Origin of the sequence: uncultured Paraglaciecola sp., from assembly GCF_943787955.1 — a bacterium.
Taxonomy (GTDB): domain Bacteria; phylum Pseudomonadota; class Gammaproteobacteria; order Enterobacterales; family Alteromonadaceae; genus Paraglaciecola.
This window is the reverse complement of sequence record NZ_CALSOK010000008.1, coordinates 15861-33342: the sequence shown is the minus strand read 5'-3', so window position 1 is coordinate 33342 and position 17482 is coordinate 15861. Positions and strand designations below refer to the sequence as shown.

Genomic DNA, 17482 nt, shown 5'->3' with positions numbered 1-17482 from the left:
AGAATACAAACCGCACAAAAACAAAAGGCGATGATAAATCATCGCCTTTTGTTAAATGAACTAAGTAATTAGTTACAAGCGTCTTTTAATGCTTTACCAGCTTTAAACGAAGGAACTTTAGCTGCTGAAATTTGAATAGTCTCACCAGTTTGAGGATTACGACCACTACGAGCGGCACGATCGCGAACCGAGAATGTTCCGAAACCAACTAATGCAACTTGGTCTCCATCTTTTAGTGCCGATGTTACAGCGCCAGTCAATGCATCTAGTGCGCGTCCTGCAGCTGCTTTAGAAATGTCTGCACTTGCAGCGATGGTATCAATAAGATCTGACTTATTCACAATATGAACCCCTTCATTTGTTATAATATTTGCGGCTTGCAATATGCAAAGCCATTCATTTATATCAGGCATAAAACTTAACTACAAGATATATATTTACAATTTGTTAACTTTTTAAAAACCGTCTCAATCCCTTTTGTGACGAGGCTTAAAGACAATCCTAGTTAAGGCTACCATAACTATTTACATAGTGAAGCCATTAAATTAAAAAATAATTAAAAAACCACCTATTTATGGTTACTTTTGAACCTTTTTTACTGTAACTGGCGTAAATTTATTCGGATGCTCTTGCAAAGCTAATTCTAAGACTTCATCAATCCACTTTACTGGGTGGATATTTAAATCAAGTTTAACGTTGTCTGGGATCTCTTCTAAGTCGCGTTCATTCTCTTTAGGAATAATCACCGTTTTAATTCCACCTCGGTGTGCAGCGAGTAATTTTTCTTTAAGGCCACCGATAGGTAACACTTCACCCCTAAGGGTAATTTCACCCGTCATAGCCACATCACACCTAACAGGATTTCCCGTTAAAGTAGAAACTAAGGCTGTACACATGGCAATACCTGCGCTGGGACCATCTTTAGGTGTTGCTCCCTCAGGCACATGTACGTGTATATCTCGCTTTTCATAGAAATCATTATTAATACGAAGTTTTTCTGCCCTGCTTCGTACTACTGTCATTGCAGTTTGTATAGACTCTTGCATCACGTCACCCAGTGAACCAGTGAAGGTCGTCTTACCTTTGCCTACTACAGATGTGGTTTCTATGGTTAATAATTCGCCACCAACTTGTGTCCAGGCTAATCCCGTTACCTGACCTATCTGATTGGTTTTGTCTGCTTTACCATAATCGAAACGTTGAACACCTAGATATTCATTCAGATTATCTTGATTAACCAGCACTTTGGTTATGTTTTTCCCTAGCAAGATATTCTTAACCGCCTTCCGGCATATCTTAGAAATTTCTCTTTCTAAGTTCCTAACCCCTGCTTCGCGTGTGAAATAACGTATAATGCCAATAATCGCACTTTCATCAATAACCAACTCGCCTTTCTTTAAACCGTTGCGAGTGATTTGTTTATCGACAAGATGTTGGATTGCAATATTAAGTTTTTCATCTTCGGTGTATCCAGATAAACGTATTACTTCCATGCGGTCTAGTAAAGCTTCGGGAATATCCATACTATTGGAGGTAGCAACAAACATAACATCTGATAAATCGTAATCGACTTCTAGATAATGATCACTAAATTTATTGTTTTGTTCAGGATCCAGTACTTCCAACAATGCTGAAGATGGATCACCACGCATATCTGATGACATTTTATCTATTTCATCTAGCAAAAAGAGTGGGTTTTTCACCCCCACCTTCGCCATTTTTTGTACCATTTTTCCAGGCATAGAGCCAATATAGGTTCGGCGATGCCCTCTAATTTCAGCTTCATCTCGAACTCCACCTAATGCCATGCGTACATACTTTCTCCCTGTGGCTCGAGCGATAGATTGACCTAAAGACGTCTTACCCACTCCCGGAGGCCCAACTAAACATAAAATAGGTCCTTTGAGCTTTTTAACACGTTGTTGCACTGCGAGATACTCAATAATACGCTCTTTGACTTTATCTAAACCATAATGGTCTGAATCTAATATTTTATCAGCAGCAGCAAGATCTTTTTTGACTACACTTCTTTTTACCCAAGGTACATTTGTCAACCATTCAATATAACTTCGTACGACTGTTGCTTCTGCCGACATAGGCGACATCATTTTTAATTTAGCTAATTCTGTGTTTGCCTTCTTCTGTGCTTCTTCTGGCATCTTGGCATCAGTGATTTTTTGTTTCAGTGATTCAAATTCATCTGGTGCTTCATCAAGTTCACCTAATTCTTTTTGAATAGCTTTCATTTGCTCATTCAAATAGTATTCTCGCTGACTTTTTTCCATCTGTTTTTTAACACGTGTGCGAATTTTTCTTTCAACTTGAAGTAAGTCTATTTCGCTTTCCATCAATGCCATTAGGTATTCTAATCGTTCTGTGATGCCCAACATCTCAAGCACTTTTTGTTTCTCGGACAGCTTCAGAGGCATATGCGCAGCCATCGTATCAGCCAAGCGCGCAGCATCTTCGATGCCACTTAACGAGGTTAATACTTCAGGTGGAATTTTTTTATTCAATTTGACGTATCCTTCAAACTGAGAAATTGCAGAACGAATGAGCACTTCTTGATCTGCTTCAGCTAATTCTGTATCTACTGAGCTTTGAACATTAGCGATAAAAAAATCTTCGGTATTGACAAATTTATCAATTTTACCACGCTGACTACCTTCAACTAAGACCTTAACTGTGCCGTCAGGTAACTTAAGCAACTGTAGGATAGTAGCGATAGTACCAACGGTGAATATGTCATCCATTTCTGGCTCGTCAACACTGGCATCTTTTTGAGCCACCAAGAAAATCTGTTTATCTTTTTCCATCGCGGCTTCTAAACAGCGAATAGATTTTTCACGCCCAACGAATAATGGGATAACCATATGTGGATATACCACTACATCTCGTAATGCTAGAACAGGCATTTCAATGAGATCTTCTCGCTTTTTAATCATACTTGGTCTCGTATTAAGTCGTTTTATATAACATCTAACCGGTATATATGGGGTTAGGCAGTTAAAGTTCAAATAAAATTTTAAACAAAGCAGAAAAAAGTGCAGTTAATGTATTGGTGAGCTGTATTTTTTTACCATAAAAAAAGACTCTTTCGAGCCTTTTTAGTGTTTATTCTGAAGCGACTTTTTTATCAACGCTGCTGTCGTAAATCAAAATAGGTTTTGACTCTCCTCGAATAACTGTTTCATCAACCACTACTTTACTCACATTGTCCATCGACGGTAAGTCGTACATAGTATCAAGCAATACCGCTTCAACTATTGAGCGTAAACCACGAGCACCAGTTTTACGCTGCATCGCTTTTTTTGCTATGGCTTGCAAGGCATCCTCACGGAATTCAAGTTCAGTATTATCCATTCCAAATAATGCTGAATATTGTTTTGTTAAGGAGTTTTTAGGTGCACGTAAGATTTGTACCAACGCATCTTCACTGAGTTCTTCAAGGCAAGTCAATACAGGTAAACGTCCAATGAATTCTGGTATCAGGCCATACTTGACTAAGTCTTCAGGCTCAACCTTTTTAAGCCACTCGCCTTCTTGAGAATTTTTGCTAGTGTTTTTAATTTCTGAAGCAAAACCAATACCGGTACCTGTATGAGCGCGCTGCTCTATCACTTTGTCTAGACCAGAAAAAGCACCGCCACAAATAAATAATATTTTAGAAGTGTCTACCTGCAAAAATTCTTGTTGAGGATGTTTTCTGCCACCCTGAGGGGGAACGGAAGCAACAGTACCTTCAATTAGCTTAAGAAGGGCTTGCTGCACGCCTTCACCAGACACGTCCCTAGTAATAGAAGGATTGTCTGATTTGCGTGATATTTTGTCTATTTCATCAATATAAACAATACCACGCTGAGCTTTTTCAACATCATAATCGCATTTTTGTAACAGTTTCTGGATGATATTTTCGACATCTTCGCCTACATAACCAGCCTCAGTTAAAGTAGTTGCATCAGCCATAGTAAATGGAACATCTAACAACCTTGCAAGCGTTTCAGCTAATAAAGTTTTACCACTACCGGTAGGTCCCATCAACAATATATTACTTTTTCCTAATTCAACACCTTCGTGAACATCGCCGTTTCTTAAACGTTTGTAATGATTATAAACCGCAACAGAGAGCACTTTTTTAGCATGCTCTTGTCCGATAACATAATCATCTAGATGATTATGGATTTCTTTTGGTGTGGGTAAATCGTCTTGTATCTTTTTGGGGGCTATTTCTTTTATTTCTTCTCGAATAATGTCATTACACAAATCGACACATTCATCACAAATAAAAACTGACGGACCAGCAATTAATTTTCTTACTTCATGTTGGCTCTTACCACAGAAAGAACAATACAAAAGCTTGTTGTCCCCATCACTACTTTTTTTATCACTCATGTATAATCTTTTCCTATCTCATACTGACTCTACCTAAAGGGAGCCTACAAACTAATTGAATTGAATGTAATCTAACTTTGGGCTTTACACAGAGTTATTTTATCATTTGACGCTTTTTGTATCAGCTTGACTGGTATCTGGTCTACTCGATAATACTTGGTCAATTAGTCCATATTCCATAGCATCAGTTGCACTTAAAAAATTATCTCTGTCGGTATCTTGGGCAACTTTTTCATACTCTTGACCTGTATGGTCTGCCATCAAACGATTCATCTTCTCTTTAATAGATAAAATCTCTTTAGCATGAATTTCAAAATCAGACGCTTGTCCTTGGAAACCACCTAAAGGCTGATGGATCATCACACGAGAATTAGGTAAACAATAACGTTTACCTTTTTCGCCGGCAGATAACAAGAATGCCCCCATACTGGCAGCTTGACCAATACACACTGTGCTGACATTAGGTTTAATAAAGTTCATGGTGTCGTAAATAGCCATGCCTGCTGTTACTGAACCGCCTGGAGAATTAATATATAAGAAAATATCTTTTTCTGGATTCTCGGCTTCTAAAAATAACATCTGAGCAACGATAAGATTAGCCATATGGTCTTCAACTTGACCGACTAAAAAAATAACATTCTCTTTTAGCAAACGAGAGTATATATCGTAAGAGCGTTCACCTTTGGCAGTTTGCTCTACAACCATCGGAACTAACGCATTTGTTGGGTCAAAAGGGGTATTCATCATAAATTAAAATTCTTCACAAATAAAAATGCTCGGTGGATACCGAGCATTTAAGCAGTTGCAGACTAGATAAGTCAAATAACAAACGGCAAATTATGCCTGTTTGTTCATAATCTCATCAAAAGATTTCTTTACTTCTTTAACTTTGGCTTGTTCAAGCAACAATTCAACCGCTTGTTCTTCCATAGCAATGTTATTCATTTGTTGCATTAGTTCGTCATTTGTCCTGTAATATTCTATTACTTCTTTAGGATCTTCATAAGCAGACGCAGCTGTTTCAATTAGCGCAGTAACTTTATCAGTATCTACTTTCATCTCGTTGGTTTTAATCACTTCACCTAGCAACAAACCAATACTGACACGTTTACGGGCATTTTCTTCAAACAAATCAGCTGGGAGCTCTGGCATGTTGTCGATGTTTCCGTCTTGTTGCTGACTAAAGCGTTGTTTTGCTTGTTCGCGTAACGCCTCAATTTCTTGATCAACTAGAGCTTTTGGCAAGTCAATGTTATTTTTTTCAAGTAGACCCGCTATGACTTGCTCTTTTACAGAAGCTTTTAAAGTTTGGTCTAATTCACGTTGCATATTCTTGCGAACTTCAGCATGGAGCGCTTCGATGTTGCCATCTTCGATGCCGAACAACTTTGCAAACTCTTCGTCGACTTTAGGTAAGTCTAATTGCTCAACTTTTTTGATATTGATAATGAACTGAGCAATTTTGCCTTTAAGCTTTTCAGCATGGTAGTCTTCAGGGAATGTAACGTCTGCAGTGACTTCATCACCAGTTTTGTTACCTACGATGGGCTTTTCAAAGCCAGGGATCATGCGATCTTTCCCCATTTCCAGAGCGAAGTCCTCTGCTTTGCCACCATCAAACTCTTCACCATCGATAGTACCGATAAAGTCAATAGTAACTTTATCGTCTTTCTTGGCTTTGCGTTTTACTTCTTTATAAGCAGCATGTTGCTTTCGCAAAGTATCAATCATGTTACTTAAATCTTTCTCGCTGATATCTACTGCTGACTTTTCAACTTGTATTTCAGCAACATCTTTGACTGTTACATCGGGATACACTTCAAAGGCGGCAACGTACTCTAGGTCTTTGCCATCTTCGTCAGTTTTTATCTCAAAGTTAGGCATTCCAGCTGGAGTGATTTTTTCTCGGGTAATAGCTTCGTAGAAGTTGCGTTGCATTACTTCACCAGCAATTTCTTGACGCACGGATTGGCCATAACGTTTCTTAATAACATTAACAGGCACTTTACCAGGGCGAAAACCATTAATTCTTTGGGTTTTGGCTAATTGCTGTAAGCGAGACTTCACTGCAGAATCAATTGACTCAGCAGGAACGGTAATAGTAAGACGGCGTTCTAAACCTTTGGTCGCCTCAACGGAAACTTGCATTCTGATACCTCAATTATGCGCATACTTGCGCTTGTGTATGATTACTAACGGGCTTTTATCGGCGTAACATAATTATTGTTTCGGATACACTAATTGAGTCCGAATATCCTGACAAAAGAAATTTTCTTATTATTCAAGATCACCTGATAAAAAGACGCAGTAGTATAGCGATAGCTATTACGCAAGTCGAGGGAAAATACCCCACTTTAGGATAGTCTTAGCGGTAAGGCCCATTGAAGGTTAAAAAACTACACCATAATAAACATTATTAGGCATTGAATGACTAAATTTTGAAAACTCAAAAAGTTGCACCCAATAAACACGTTATAAACAATAATTGGTGAATCTGTAAGTTCCAAGGTGGTTTGCAATAGACAATTTTATGCAGCCAAAGCATTAAAACTCAATAATAACAAATACTCAAAGGATGGTGAAAATAGACGTAATATTGAAGGGGTTATCTAACAAAGAGTTTGATTACTTTGCGAGTTTAAAAATTCCTAAAAAAATATAACCGATGTAACTTTTTTATCAACGTTGTTGGTACAAATGTTAATCATAATAAAATGTAAATTTCAGAATTTTTTTACAAATTAATTTTTTAAATATGGTGCGGAAGGAGAGACTCGAACTCTCACGCCGTGAGGCACTGGAACCTAAATCCAGCGTGTCTACCAATTCCACCACTCCCGCGAGTGGGGTGGGCGACGGGGCTCGAACCCGCGACAACCGGAATCACAATCCGGGGCTCTACCAACTGAGCTACGCTCACCACATAAACTGTAGTAATATGATACTTATGATTTAATTTTTCTCAGGCTCTACGATCGCATGGTGCGCCCGACAGGATTCGAACCTGTGACCCACGGCTTAGAAAGCCGTTGCTCTATCCAGCTGAGCTACAAGCGCTACATGTACCGAAAGTAACATTTGAGAAAATGGTCGGTGAGACAGGATTCGAACCTGCGACCCCTTGGACCCAAACCAAGTGCGCTACCAAGCTGCGCTACTCACCGACTTACTCTAACTTCTTTCTGTTCAAAGCTAAGAAGAGGCGCATAGTACAGAGTTGGTAAATGCCCGTCAAACACTTTTTCAATCAAATTTTTTGATTGGTTATTTTTAATCCTAGATGTACGTTTTTTATTAAATCAGCTCGTAAAAACAACAACATTTACCCTTGCTACTTTAACAGCGGGTGATCTTTAGGAAGCTTGTTTTTCAACCACACCGCAAGTTTATGTTTCATACTTAACAAATCTTCACTGCCAGCAGGTAATGGTGTTATTAATTTATCATTTGCCAATAAACGATAAATACACTCGACTTTTTCCTTTGCAGAGTCTGTTGCAGAGAAAGTTTTAAATCCCCTGTTTTTTGCATATGCCTCGCCAACCACTAAGGCTTTTTTCAACAATTGGGTTTCATTTAAAATTTTTTTCATTCACATCTCACATTATCAATTGCGGTCATAGTTCAGCGACCATTCATTTTAAAAGTAGAACCTAATGTAGTTCAATAGTTTTCATATTCATCACTATTTGCCACCGCAACAATTTCCATAGCCAGCAATAAATACCCACATATTTCATCAACTAATAATGCCAAACCGATTCATTTATAGTTCAATCAATTCCATACGTTATATCATTAACGACAAGAAATGGCTTAACAAATATGATTGAATATAGTCTTTTTAATACATCATAATTGCGATAAACCCCTGGGATATGTGACAATGGATAATCACAGATTCAGCTCAAGATCATTTATGCCAGCACAGAAAATTGATGGTGTTTTAATTGCCAAACATATAAGACAACATGTGGCTATACAAGTTAAAGCCATTACTTCATCAGGCAAAAGAGCCCCGGGCTTAGCGGTTGTTTTAGTTGGAAGTGATGCCGCGTCACATGTTTACGTTGATAAGAAGCGTAAAGCTTGTGAAGAAGTTGGATTTGTATCCAAATCATACGACTTACCGGCGACAACGTCACAACAATCGCTGCTCGATATTATTGACCAATTAAACGACGACCACGAAGTTGATGGCATACTCGTGCAGTTACCTCTCCCTGCAGGCTTAAACAAAGAGCAAATCTTGGAGCGTATCAATCCACACAAGGACGTGGATGGCTTTCACCCCTATAATATTGGCAGACTCGCTCAGCGTATCCCTGCTTTGCGTCCATGTACACCCAAAGGCATCATGAGCCTGATTGAATCCACTAAGCGCCCAGTCAAAGGATTAGATGCAGTTATTGTGGGTGCATCCAATATTGTAGGTCGTCCGATGTTTATGGAATTACTTTTAGCCGGTTGTACCGTTACCAGTTGCCACAAATTCACCCAGGATCTTCAATCTCATGTTAAGCGCGCGGACTTACTGGTTGTGGCTGTGGGCAAATCTGACTTTATTCCTGGAGAGTGGATAAAACCAGGTTCAATTGTTATTGATGTAGGTATCAACAGAAATCCAGACGGTAGCTTAGGTGGAGATGTTGATTACGCTAGCGCTTCCCAGAGAGCTGGTTGGATAACACCTGTCCCGGGAGGTGTAGGGCCAATGACGGTTGCCAGCCTTATTGAAAATACCTTGGAAGCCTATGTGAAGTATCACTCATAAATATGAGCACCTCAGCCCATATAGCCGATAATACCGTAGAGACATCTGTAAAATTCTGGATAGAAAAAGTGATTGTAGGACTGAATTTTTGTCCTTTCGCTAAAAAGGTGATGGAGCGTAATACGCTTCGGTATGCAATCTTTCCCGCGACACAAGTGAAGGATGCACTCAGTCACTTACTCGAAGAGCTGACATTACTTGACCAGCTACAGGATATTCAAACCACATTGCTTATTTTCCCACAAGGTTTTTCCAATTTTGATGATTTTCTGGATATGCTTGGACTGGCCAACACGCTCATTGAACAAGGTGGTTACGGGGGTATTTATCAATTAGCCAGCTTTCATCCAGATTATTGTTTTGACGGAGAGGAGCAAAATGACCCTGCCAATTATACTAACCGGTCACCTTTCCCAATATTACATATACTCAGAGAAAGTAGTGTAGAGACAGTGCTGGAACATTATCCTCAACCAGAAAGTATCCCAGAAAATAATATTGCCAAAGCAAGAAAACTAGGTTTAAGCTTCTTTAAAACCTTATTGAGTAACCAAAATCAAAACACTGAATCAAGTTAATTGGGTGAATCATCTTCGTCAACATTTTGATATTTTGTATCGCTGTTGCTTGTTATGGCTTCTTCTTGCTCTAAAAAGTCATCTATTGTTTTTATCAATTGTTGTGCGGAAAAATTAGAAACTTGGTAAGTCCATTTTTGCCAATACTCTGTTTGGTTGCTAGAAAAAAAATTCACAAAATATTTATTATCTAATTCACTTACCACTACCTGAAATATATTCTGTTGTGCTGTATTGACTTCAAGCTGAGTTACTATCTTTAACGTTTGCTCAAAGACTTCATCATTAGGTAAAAATTCCTCAAAATTAAGGCTGGTTAAGCTGCTAACGATTGAATTAAGAATACTAGGGTATTCCAATTTCTTATCTTTTGGCATGTTAATAAGCTGAAGATCGCCACTAACAGATCTGGCAATTTGCCAACCAAAACTATCAACTCGTGATACTGAACTGATATCTTGTGCTTGGTAAGGCAAAATAGGTTGTCTTAGCCACGAATATTTATCTATTGGTAAATGAATCGTTTTATCAGTTCGCCAGCTTCGAGGATCATCTAGTTTAAGTATATATTGGCCTTTACCTAGTGTGACTTCATTTCCAACTAAAACTTGCCAAGCATTGTCACTTGTTTTCAAAGTAACTAAACTGGCCATACTGTCCTCAACATCAATAGACTGTAAACCCAAACGAATATAGTTTTCTGGCTTGCTAGTTTTTGCCTCAACTAACTTTGTACGCATCATTATTTCGACAAATTCTGATAGTTTATCTTGAGAAATAGGATATGCGGTTTGCTCTTGAGCAAAAGTTGCCAACCAACGTCCCTCTATTTTTTTTGCACTAAACAATACACCTTGAGCATTCTTTATTTCGAGACTTTCCACTTGATTAGCAAATTCTTGCAGATCATCAAACAAAAGGACCGCTTCAAATTTATATTTGGAAGGTGATTGACTCAACCATACAACCAGTCCTAAAGACAATATCGCACAAACAGCTAATATTGAAACTTGTTTATTCATAAAACAGGCTCCACTTTTGACTAAGTGGTAATTGAAGTTAAACGAGGCCTAGTTCTGAAAAAGACTCTTAACAACGCAAGTAATAAAATGAGGATAAATGGAACAATGGCAATATTGACAAGTTTTAACCAGTTACCCAAACTTTCAATATCTTTATCAAGTTGATGTCTAACATCACGTAGAGACTTACGAATAGTGACTTTCTTTTGCATAAACTCGTCAATAGCTAACTGTTGTTCAGGGCTAATAATCAATGCACCCACTTCAACTTGTTGATTTTGCAACTGCAATAATTGCTGCTCGGTCTCTTCTAGTTGTTTTTGTAATATTTCTTCTTGTTCGCGAAATTTTTGTTCTGCAATGACGGTTAGTTCATCAACTTTGCTAAAAGGGCGACTAAAAACACCTCGGCTTCTGATACTGATGAGTGCATTACTACCACCTAAATTCTCAATAGCATTAATAATAAAATCACCGTTATTGGCGAAAGGAGTATAGATAGTTTGGCCAAAAAAATTAGATTGTTGCACCCAGAATCGATCGGCGAGCATGTCAGTATCCCCCACTAAAATGACATTTAAATTATCTGTCGATTTAACTATTTCTGTCAGCTCTGTTTCTTTAGGTAATTGTTCAAAGGCGCTTTTGGCCCGCCCTGATAATCTTACAGCTAGAACATATGCCTGTTTATCAATTTGATAGGCTTTCGCTAATTGTTCAGGGTCTTGTGTCATGGCATACGTCGCTGTATCCATCAAGTCTGAGTTTTGTGTTGACGTTACCAATGGTAACCAATTAGTTTCAGATTCTTCAATTTGGCTAAAAACACCAAACGACGCACCATTTAATAACTCTAGGTTTGATGTGAGCACATCTTCACGATCAAGCTGGTCTGCAGTAAAACCTACAAAACCAAAATGTCTGGCCACGCCCCCCTCTGGAGTCAGTATATCAAGACCTGCCATAGCATCAAGTAGCACATTATCACTATCAAAATGCACTCCCCATGCTTTGAGTAATCGATTTAGGTGTGAACTACTGACGCTAGGCATTGGTGTGGCCATCATTGCCATTTGGTCAGATTCATTATGTACATCCAGAAAAGCTAAGACTTTACCACCAGAGATAGCGTATTGATCAATAACAAATAATAACGCATCACTATATTCTTTGGGGTGAACTAACAGCAATACGTCTGTATTATCTGGCAAGCTGATGGTTTCACTAGTGAGTTGTTCTACTGTGTATAATTCATCCAATTGTGTAAGAAACGTCCAAGGAGGATCAACCTGTCCCGTCATGGGGTTCTGCCCACCTTTTATAGCAAGATCAGTGATTAAGGTTACATTGACTGGTTCTGGCTCATTTAGTTGATAAATCAGTTTGCTGATTTCATATTCTAAGAAACCTTCTTTTTGTGGGTCAAAAAACGCAATAACTTTTTTCTCATCTAAAGCATTAGTCGCTGCCAATCCCATATAAATGGATTCGCCTGCTACGCCAATATTTGCAGCGGTCAAACCAAATTGATCTGCCTGATCTTCTTGTTCAGAAAAGGCTAGAGGATCTAACACCTGTAACTTGAGTTTGCCGTTAGCAAAGGTTTCATATTCAGAAAGTAGACTTTTGACACGGTTGGCATAGTTACGCAAACTTGTCATATTTTTAGATGCTTTTTCTGAAAAGAAAAAGTATAGATTAATGGGTTCCTTTATTTCTTTCAGAACCTGCTTGCTTCCCTGTGACAAAGAGTAAACCTGATTTTCAGTTAAATCTAACCTTGCTGAAGATAACAATTGATTATTGATAAAAACCAAAGCAATAAATATTACCGATATCAAAAACAAATTAACAGAAAAGGTCAATTTATGCTTCATAACTAATCCGCCTTCTTTTGTTCAATTATCACTAAGCCTGCAAACAGCCAACAGCCAGTCACTATCAGAAAGTAAATTAAATCGTTTAAAGCAATCACACCTTTGGCCATAGCCTCAAAATGCGTCAGAAAACTAAAAGAGGCCACAACGTCAATAACCATACTAGGTGCCCAACTTTTAAAGGCATCGAGTACAATATTACTTCCGCTGACTACAAATAAAAAACACACTACCAATGATAATATAAAGGCGATCACCTGATTCTTAGTTATGGCCGACATACACATGCCGATAGATAAAAAAGCCCCAGCCATTAACCAGCTACCGACATAAGCAGCAACGATAATGCCATTATCTGGGTTTCCCAGATAATTAACTGTTAGCCATAATGGAAAAGTTAATAATAGCGACAAACCCAATACTGACCATGCTGCAAGATGTTTGGCCAACATGGCTTGCCAAGAACTGATTGGTAAGGTCATGAGTAGTTCAATAGTGCCACTTTTCCGTTCTTCAGACCAACTACGCATGGAGATCGCTGGAACAAGAAAAAGATATAACCAAGGATGAAAATTAAAAAAAGGTAACAAGTCAGCTTGTCCACGCTCATAAAAACCACCAACAAAAAATGTGAACACCCCCGACAAAATCAAGAATATACCAATAAAAACATAGGCAACAGGTGTCGCAAAAAAACTAGAAAATTCTCTTCGAAATAATATACTTATATTACTCATTACGCTGTCACCTCTTGAGTAATTTGTCTAAATACTTGGTCTAACCGCCCTTGCTCAACATATAAACTATCTATAGGTAATTTACATCGTTGTGCGTGAGCAGTCACTAAATGCAATATTTCTGCTCCCGGTTTTGGAAAAAGAGTCACCCGCCCCGTTTCTAATTCTTCTTCCATTTCAGCTACACCTTCCAATTCACCTAACTCAGAAACATCGGCGCGATAACTACAATATAAAGTCACGGCACCGTAATATTTAGACATTCGGTTAAGGGCTTGAGGAGTATCATCAAACAAGAGTGTACCTTTAGCTAATATCATCACACGATTACACACAGCTGTGACTTCTTCTAGAATATGGGTTGAGATAATAACTATTTTATCTTTAGAAAGATTTTTGATTAGTTTATGGACTTGATGTTTTTGATTTGGATCGAGTCCATCAGTAGGTTCATCGAGGATCAATATTTCTGGGTCATGGATCAAAGCTTGAGCTAAACCCACACGTCTTTTAAAACCTTTGGATAGATTATCAATGGGCTTATCTAGTACCTCTTGAAGTTCTACCTGTTTAACGACATGTTCAATCCTTGCTACCTTTTTGGCGCCTTTATAACCTCGAATCTGAGCAATAAAATTCAGAAACTGCAGAGGAGTCATATCGCCATAAGCTGGGGCTCCCTCGGGTAAGTAACCAATTTTCTTTTTTATTTCTAATGTAGACTGCTCCAGAGACAAGTTGGCAATATGTATATCACCACTGGTGGGAACTAAAAAACCTGTCAAGATCTTCATAGTTGTAGATTTCCCCGCTCCGTTTGGACCTAAAAAACCCACAACATCACCTGGAATAATGTCAAATGAGAGACCGCTCACTGCTTCAAAACCATTAAAGGTTTTAAATAAATTTTTAACTGAGATCATAATAATCCTTAAATGACCAATTTTGAATACTCAATATATATTGTGCTTACACGGTGATTTTCAATCTTTTTAATATCAGAATATAAAAATTACATATAAAAAGAAGTCTTCTACTCACCCATATTGAACTATTTTTGCTACCTACAGGCTATTAACTTGGCATCACAACCAATTTGACTTATTGTTTGTGTATGCAACAAATAAACACATCTAATATCACTGCCCCTTTTCAGCAACCAAGTCGCTTTTCTATCTTTAAACGCATAGCAAATTTGGTTTTAGTTGTTATAGGATGCATAGCCTGCACAAATCTTTGGCTGATAAGTTCTGAACAATCTCTTAACTGGCACTCTAAACAAGCGAATCAATTAGGGGTAAGCCTATCTTCTTTATCAGGCAAAGTACTAATAAGTTCATTACTTCAAAATGACTCAAACGCGTTAAAACAACAACTCGAATATATCGTCACTGATCCACATGTTGCTGGGGTATCTTTATTTGATAATAAAGGCAGAATGTTAGCCGACAACAACGCAGGGTTATCTGTGATAGCGGCTTATAAATCGAAAGGTATATCACCTTTAGTCTTCGTACAAAACATTACCCATAATGAGCAAACAATCGGTTTCTTGAGTATTGTGCTCAAAGAGAAAGAAGTGATGGCATATCACAGTGAATATCAAAAACAGCTCAATCAACAATTACAAATGTTAATGATTCTGGCAGCCATAGCGGGCATCTTAATTACGCGTGCATTCTACAAATTCAGATATAGGCAACTTATTCGTTCATCTAAACAATAATTTTTTAAAGATTTGCCAGAGTACCTTGCACGTTTTGATAACAGGCTTGGAGTAATTGCTGTTTAGTTTCAGCCCGAAGTAACAACAGACTTTCAAATATTTCAGGTAGGTACTCAGGACTATTTCTTAATCCTTGCTTGCCTATCAAAGGCATATCTGGAGCATCAGTTTCTAAAACCAGACAATTAATAGGCAACTTAGATAATGTCTTACGCGTTTTACTTGCCCGAGAATAGGTAATTCCTCCGCCAACCCCAATTTTAAACCCTAAATCAATATACGTGTTTGCTTGTTGCACGCTCCCAGAAAAAGCGTGCACTATGCCGCCTTGAGTGAATTTTTTTGCCTTAAGCGATTGTATAAGCTCGTTGTGTGAATTTCTGTGATGAAGAATTACTGGTAACATATGCTCTTCAGCAATCAACAATTGCTGTTCGAATACTTGTAATTGCATTTTCCAATCAACATCAATATGAGTATCGAGACCAATCTCACCAACAGCCAGTACTTTGTCTTGATGCTGGTTCAGCAGCTGAGATAGCTGAACCAAATGTAAAGGTTCAAAACTTTTTAGGAAATATGGATGTAAACCTAATGCAAACCTAAGTTGAGGATACAAATGACACAAGTCGATTTGTTTTTGCCACTGACTGGCCTGAGTACCTGGGATCACAATAGTATCTATTGCCAGCTTTCTACAGCTATTTAAAACTTCAGCTCTGTCATGATCAAAACAGCAAAAATCAATATGGCAATGGCTATCAATCAGCACAATAAGCCCCTAAATGGTTAAGGCATCAAACGTTCTGTATGCCAATGGCCTTCGGATGTTTTAGAGTAAACAAAACGATCGTGAAGCCGATGCTCTCCTCCTTGCCAAAACTCGATTTGGAGGGCGACAACTCTGTATCCTCCCCAGAATTCAGGCAATGGAACTTCCCTTTTGGCGAACTTAGCTGTTGCCTCAGAAAATTTCTCCATAAGTAATTTTTTGCTATTAATAGGACGACTTTGTGCGGAGGCCCAAGCAGCAATCTGACTAGGTTTGGGACGAGACATAAAATATTTCGCTACACTCACTGAACTTAGTTTCTGAGCAATACCTGTTACTTTAATTTGACGGTCCAGCATGTGCCATGGAAAGTGCAGCGAAATTTTACTATTTTGGCTTAGGTCTTGGGATTTTTTACTGCCAGTATTTGTGTAAAAAACAAACCCGGTCTTATCAAAATCTTTTAAGAGCACAATACGTTGAGAAGGTTGCCCCGATTTATCAACTGTAGCAACAGTCATAGCAGTGGGGTCAGCTAAGTTTGCATCAATTGCATTTTTTAACCAGCGCTCGAATAGCGCAAAAGGTTCAGGGGTCAAGTCATCAACATCTAACCCTGCGCGTGTGTAATCTCTACGAATATCACTGATTGAACGCATCTTGATCTCTTATTTGTTAAGAATGAAACCCAGGTCCATAAATTAGTTGTCTAGTCCATAACCTAAGCTACGAAGTGCCCTTTCGTCATCAGCCCAACCTGACTTCACTTTTACCCAAAGTTCTAAATAAACTTTCGCATCAAACAAAACCTCCATATCTTTTCGTGCTTCCATACCAATGGTTTTAAGGCGCTGTCCCCCTTTACCAATGACCATACTTTTTTGGGTATCACGCTCAACCAAAATCAATCCATTTATACGATAAATACCATTTTCAGCCAGAAGAAATTGTTCAATTTCCACAGTAATAGAATATGGTAACTCGTCTCCTGTAAAACGCATCAGCTTTTCACGAACAATCTCAGATGCCATAAACCGACTTGAACGGTCTGTTATGTAGTCTTCTGGAAAGTAGAACTCACTTTTGGGCAAAGTATCCAGAACTAGGGCACGTAACTCTTCGACATTTTTACCAATTTTAGCTGAGATAGGCATAATCTGTTGAAAGCTATGTTGCTCACCCAGCCATTTAAGATGGGGAAGCATAGTTTCTTTATCTTTAACGTTATCTGATTTATTCACAATCAGCCAACACGGAGAGCCCGATTGTTGTAATTTCGTTAGCACCATTTGATCGTCATCTGTCCATTTAGTGCCTTCAACCAAAAATAGTACTAAACCAACATCAGCAATTGAACTCGATGCTGCGCGATTCATAAAACGATTTATAGCGCGTTTTTCTTCAATGTGTAATCCGGGGGTATCAACATAAATGGCCTGACGATTATCTACAGTGTCAATACCCATTATTCTGTGACGAGTAGTTTGCGGTTTTCTAGAAGTAATACTCACTTTTTGACCTAGCAGTTTATTCAGCAAGGTCGACTTACCCACATTTGGGCGTCCAACAATGGCGATCATTCCACAGTGTGTGTCGATCATCGA

The 17482-nt window shown here is 38.5% G+C and carries 16 protein-coding genes and 4 tRNA genes; 3 read left to right on the top strand and 17 right to left on the bottom strand.

The annotated features are described in order from the left end of the window. Window positions 1-68 precede the first annotated feature (68 nt). From Q0Y52_RS06490 to Q0Y52_RS06445, 10 genes are all read right to left on the bottom strand, one after another. Window positions 69-341 (bottom strand): HU family DNA-binding protein, encoded by a 273-nt coding sequence (locus Q0Y52_RS06490; protein WP_297820012.1) that lies wholly within the window; start codon window positions 339-341, stop codon window positions 69-71. A gap of 237 nt (window positions 342-578) precedes the next feature. Further along, on the bottom strand, window positions 579-2945 hold the full coding sequence (gene lon, locus Q0Y52_RS06485) for an endopeptidase La (RefSeq protein ID WP_297819605.1): 2367 nt from the start codon (window positions 2943-2945) through the stop codon (window positions 579-581). A gap of 169 nt (window positions 2946-3114) precedes the next feature. Continuing rightward, a complete protein-coding gene (gene clpX, locus Q0Y52_RS06480) occupies window positions 3115-4392 on the bottom strand; it encodes an ATP-dependent protease ATP-binding subunit ClpX (RefSeq protein ID WP_297819602.1) in 1278 nt (425 codons plus the stop codon). A 102-nt stretch (window positions 4393-4494) separates the two neighbouring features. Then, the gene (clpP, locus tag Q0Y52_RS06475; protein ID WP_297819599.1) at window positions 4495-5139 is read right to left on the bottom strand and encodes an ATP-dependent Clp endopeptidase proteolytic subunit ClpP; all 645 of its coding nucleotides are present in this window, start codon (window positions 5137-5139) and stop codon (window positions 4495-4497) included. A gap of 90 nt (window positions 5140-5229) precedes the next feature. Further along, the gene (gene tig / locus Q0Y52_RS06470) at window positions 5230-6540 is read right to left on the bottom strand and encodes a trigger factor (RefSeq protein ID WP_297819596.1); all 1311 of its coding nucleotides are present in this window, start codon (window positions 6538-6540) and stop codon (window positions 5230-5232) included. A 608-nt stretch (window positions 6541-7148) separates the two neighbouring features. Next, window positions 7149-7233: transfer RNA gene (locus tag Q0Y52_RS06465), tRNA-Leu, on the bottom strand. Between the two features lie 3 nt (window positions 7234-7236). Then, a tRNA-His gene (locus Q0Y52_RS06460) sits at window positions 7237-7312 on the bottom strand. A 60-nt stretch (window positions 7313-7372) separates the two neighbouring features. After that, a tRNA-Arg gene (locus Q0Y52_RS06455) sits at window positions 7373-7449 on the bottom strand. A 30-nt stretch (window positions 7450-7479) separates the two neighbouring features. Further along, window positions 7480-7556 (bottom strand) — tRNA-Pro (locus tag Q0Y52_RS06450). A 167-nt stretch (window positions 7557-7723) separates the two neighbouring features. Continuing rightward, complete coding sequence (locus Q0Y52_RS06445; protein ID WP_297819593.1) at window positions 7724-7984, bottom strand: DUF5062 family protein; 261 nt, start codon at window positions 7982-7984, stop codon at window positions 7724-7726. A 327-nt stretch (window positions 7985-8311) separates the two neighbouring features. On the opposite strand from Q0Y52_RS06445, the gene folD reads away from it, so the two are divergent. Then, window positions 8312-9166, top strand: coding sequence for a bifunctional methylenetetrahydrofolate dehydrogenase/methenyltetrahydrofolate cyclohydrolase FolD (gene folD, locus Q0Y52_RS06440; protein ID WP_297819589.1), 855 nt, complete (start codon window positions 8312-8314; stop codon window positions 9164-9166). Between the two features lie 2 nt (window positions 9167-9168). Further along, window positions 9169-9744, top strand: coding sequence for a DUF1415 domain-containing protein (locus Q0Y52_RS06435; RefSeq protein WP_297819587.1), 576 nt, complete (start codon window positions 9169-9171; stop codon window positions 9742-9744). Here the strand turns inward: Q0Y52_RS06435 and Q0Y52_RS06430 are convergent. From Q0Y52_RS06430 to Q0Y52_RS06415, 4 genes are read right to left on the bottom strand one after another with little or no spacing between them, the layout of a single operon-like run. Beyond that, window positions 9741-10766, bottom strand: a complete 1026-nt coding sequence (locus Q0Y52_RS06430) for a DUF4340 domain-containing protein (protein ID WP_297819584.1) — start codon at window positions 10764-10766, stop codon at window positions 9741-9743. The genes Q0Y52_RS06435 and Q0Y52_RS06430 overlap by 4 nt on opposite strands. A gap of 20 nt (window positions 10767-10786) precedes the next feature. Next, entirely contained in the window at window positions 10787-12643 is a 1857-nt protein-coding gene (locus Q0Y52_RS06425) for a GldG family protein (RefSeq protein WP_297819581.1), read from the bottom strand. A 2-nt stretch (window positions 12644-12645) separates the two neighbouring features. Continuing rightward, the gene (locus tag Q0Y52_RS06420) at window positions 12646-13380 is read right to left on the bottom strand and encodes an ABC transporter permease subunit (protein WP_297819579.1); all 735 of its coding nucleotides are present in this window, start codon (window positions 13378-13380) and stop codon (window positions 12646-12648) included. Then, entirely contained in the window at window positions 13380-14303 is a 924-nt protein-coding gene (locus tag Q0Y52_RS06415; RefSeq protein WP_297819575.1) for an ABC transporter ATP-binding protein, read from the bottom strand. Before Q0Y52_RS06415 ends, Q0Y52_RS06420 begins: the two co-directional genes overlap by 1 nt. Before the next feature lie 191 nt (window positions 14304-14494). On the opposite strand from Q0Y52_RS06415, the gene Q0Y52_RS06410 reads away from it, so the two are divergent. Beyond that, entirely contained in the window at window positions 14495-15106 is a 612-nt protein-coding gene (locus tag Q0Y52_RS06410) for a hypothetical protein (protein ID WP_297819573.1), read from the top strand. A 4-nt stretch (window positions 15107-15110) separates the two neighbouring features. Here Q0Y52_RS06410 and Q0Y52_RS06405 read toward each other — a convergent pair whose 3' ends face one another. From Q0Y52_RS06405 to era, 3 genes are read right to left on the bottom strand one after another with little or no spacing between them, the layout of a single operon-like run. Next, complete coding sequence (locus Q0Y52_RS06405; protein WP_297819570.1) at window positions 15111-15878, bottom strand: TatD family hydrolase; 768 nt, start codon at window positions 15876-15878, stop codon at window positions 15111-15113. Window positions 15879-15895: 17 nt separating this feature from the next. Next, window positions 15896-16537, bottom strand: a complete 642-nt coding sequence (gene pdxH / locus Q0Y52_RS06400; protein ID WP_297819567.1) for a pyridoxamine 5'-phosphate oxidase — start codon at window positions 16535-16537, stop codon at window positions 15896-15898. A 42-nt stretch (window positions 16538-16579) separates the two neighbouring features. After that, window positions 16580-17479: a GTPase Era gene (gene era / locus Q0Y52_RS06395; RefSeq protein WP_297820009.1), complete on the bottom strand. Its 900-nt coding sequence runs from the start codon at window positions 17477-17479 to the stop codon at window positions 16580-16582. Between the last annotated feature and the right edge of the window lie 3 nt (window positions 17480-17482).

Excerpts from the sequence above, each read along its gene's own strand:
- Q0Y52_RS06445 (WP_297819593.1), bottom strand. The coding sequence starts at position 7,984 with ATGAAAAAAATTTTAAATGAAACCCAATTGTTGAAAAAAGCCTTAGTG.
- Q0Y52_RS06430 (WP_297819584.1), bottom strand. The coding sequence starts at position 10,766 with ATGAATAAACAAGTTTCAATATTAGCTGTTTGTGCGATATTGTCTTTA.
- clpX (WP_297819602.1), bottom strand. The coding sequence starts at position 4,392 with ATGAGTGATAAAAAAAGTAGTGATGGGGACAACAAGCTTTTGTATTGT.
- tig (WP_297819596.1), bottom strand. The coding sequence starts at position 6,540 with ATGCAAGTTTCCGTTGAGGCGACCAAAGGTTTAGAACGCCGTCTTACT.
- Q0Y52_RS06435 (WP_297819587.1), top strand. The coding sequence starts at position 9,169 with ATGAGCACCTCAGCCCATATAGCCGATAATACCGTAGAGACATCTGTA.
- Q0Y52_RS06425 (WP_297819581.1), bottom strand. The coding sequence starts at position 12,643 with ATGAAGCATAAATTGACCTTTTCTGTTAATTTGTTTTTGATATCGGTA.
- lon (WP_297819605.1), bottom strand. The coding sequence starts at position 2,945 with ATGATTAAAAAGCGAGAAGATCTCATTGAAATGCCTGTTCTAGCATTA.
- Q0Y52_RS06410 (WP_297819573.1), top strand. The coding sequence starts at position 14,495 with ATGCAACAAATAAACACATCTAATATCACTGCCCCTTTTCAGCAACCA.
- era (WP_297820009.1), bottom strand. The coding sequence starts at position 17,479 with ATGATCGACACACACTGTGGAATGATCGCCATTGTTGGACGCCCAAAT.
- clpP (WP_297819599.1), bottom strand. The coding sequence starts at position 5,139 with ATGATGAATACCCCTTTTGACCCAACAAATGCGTTAGTTCCGATGGTT.
- pdxH (WP_297819567.1), bottom strand. The coding sequence starts at position 16,537 with ATGCGTTCAATCAGTGATATTCGTAGAGATTACACACGCGCAGGGTTA.
- Q0Y52_RS06420 (WP_297819579.1), bottom strand. The coding sequence starts at position 13,380 with ATGAGTAATATAAGTATATTATTTCGAAGAGAATTTTCTAGTTTTTTT.
- Q0Y52_RS06415 (WP_297819575.1), bottom strand. The coding sequence starts at position 14,303 with ATGATCTCAGTTAAAAATTTATTTAAAACCTTTAATGGTTTTGAAGCA.
- folD (WP_297819589.1), top strand. The coding sequence starts at position 8,312 with ATGCCAGCACAGAAAATTGATGGTGTTTTAATTGCCAAACATATAAGA.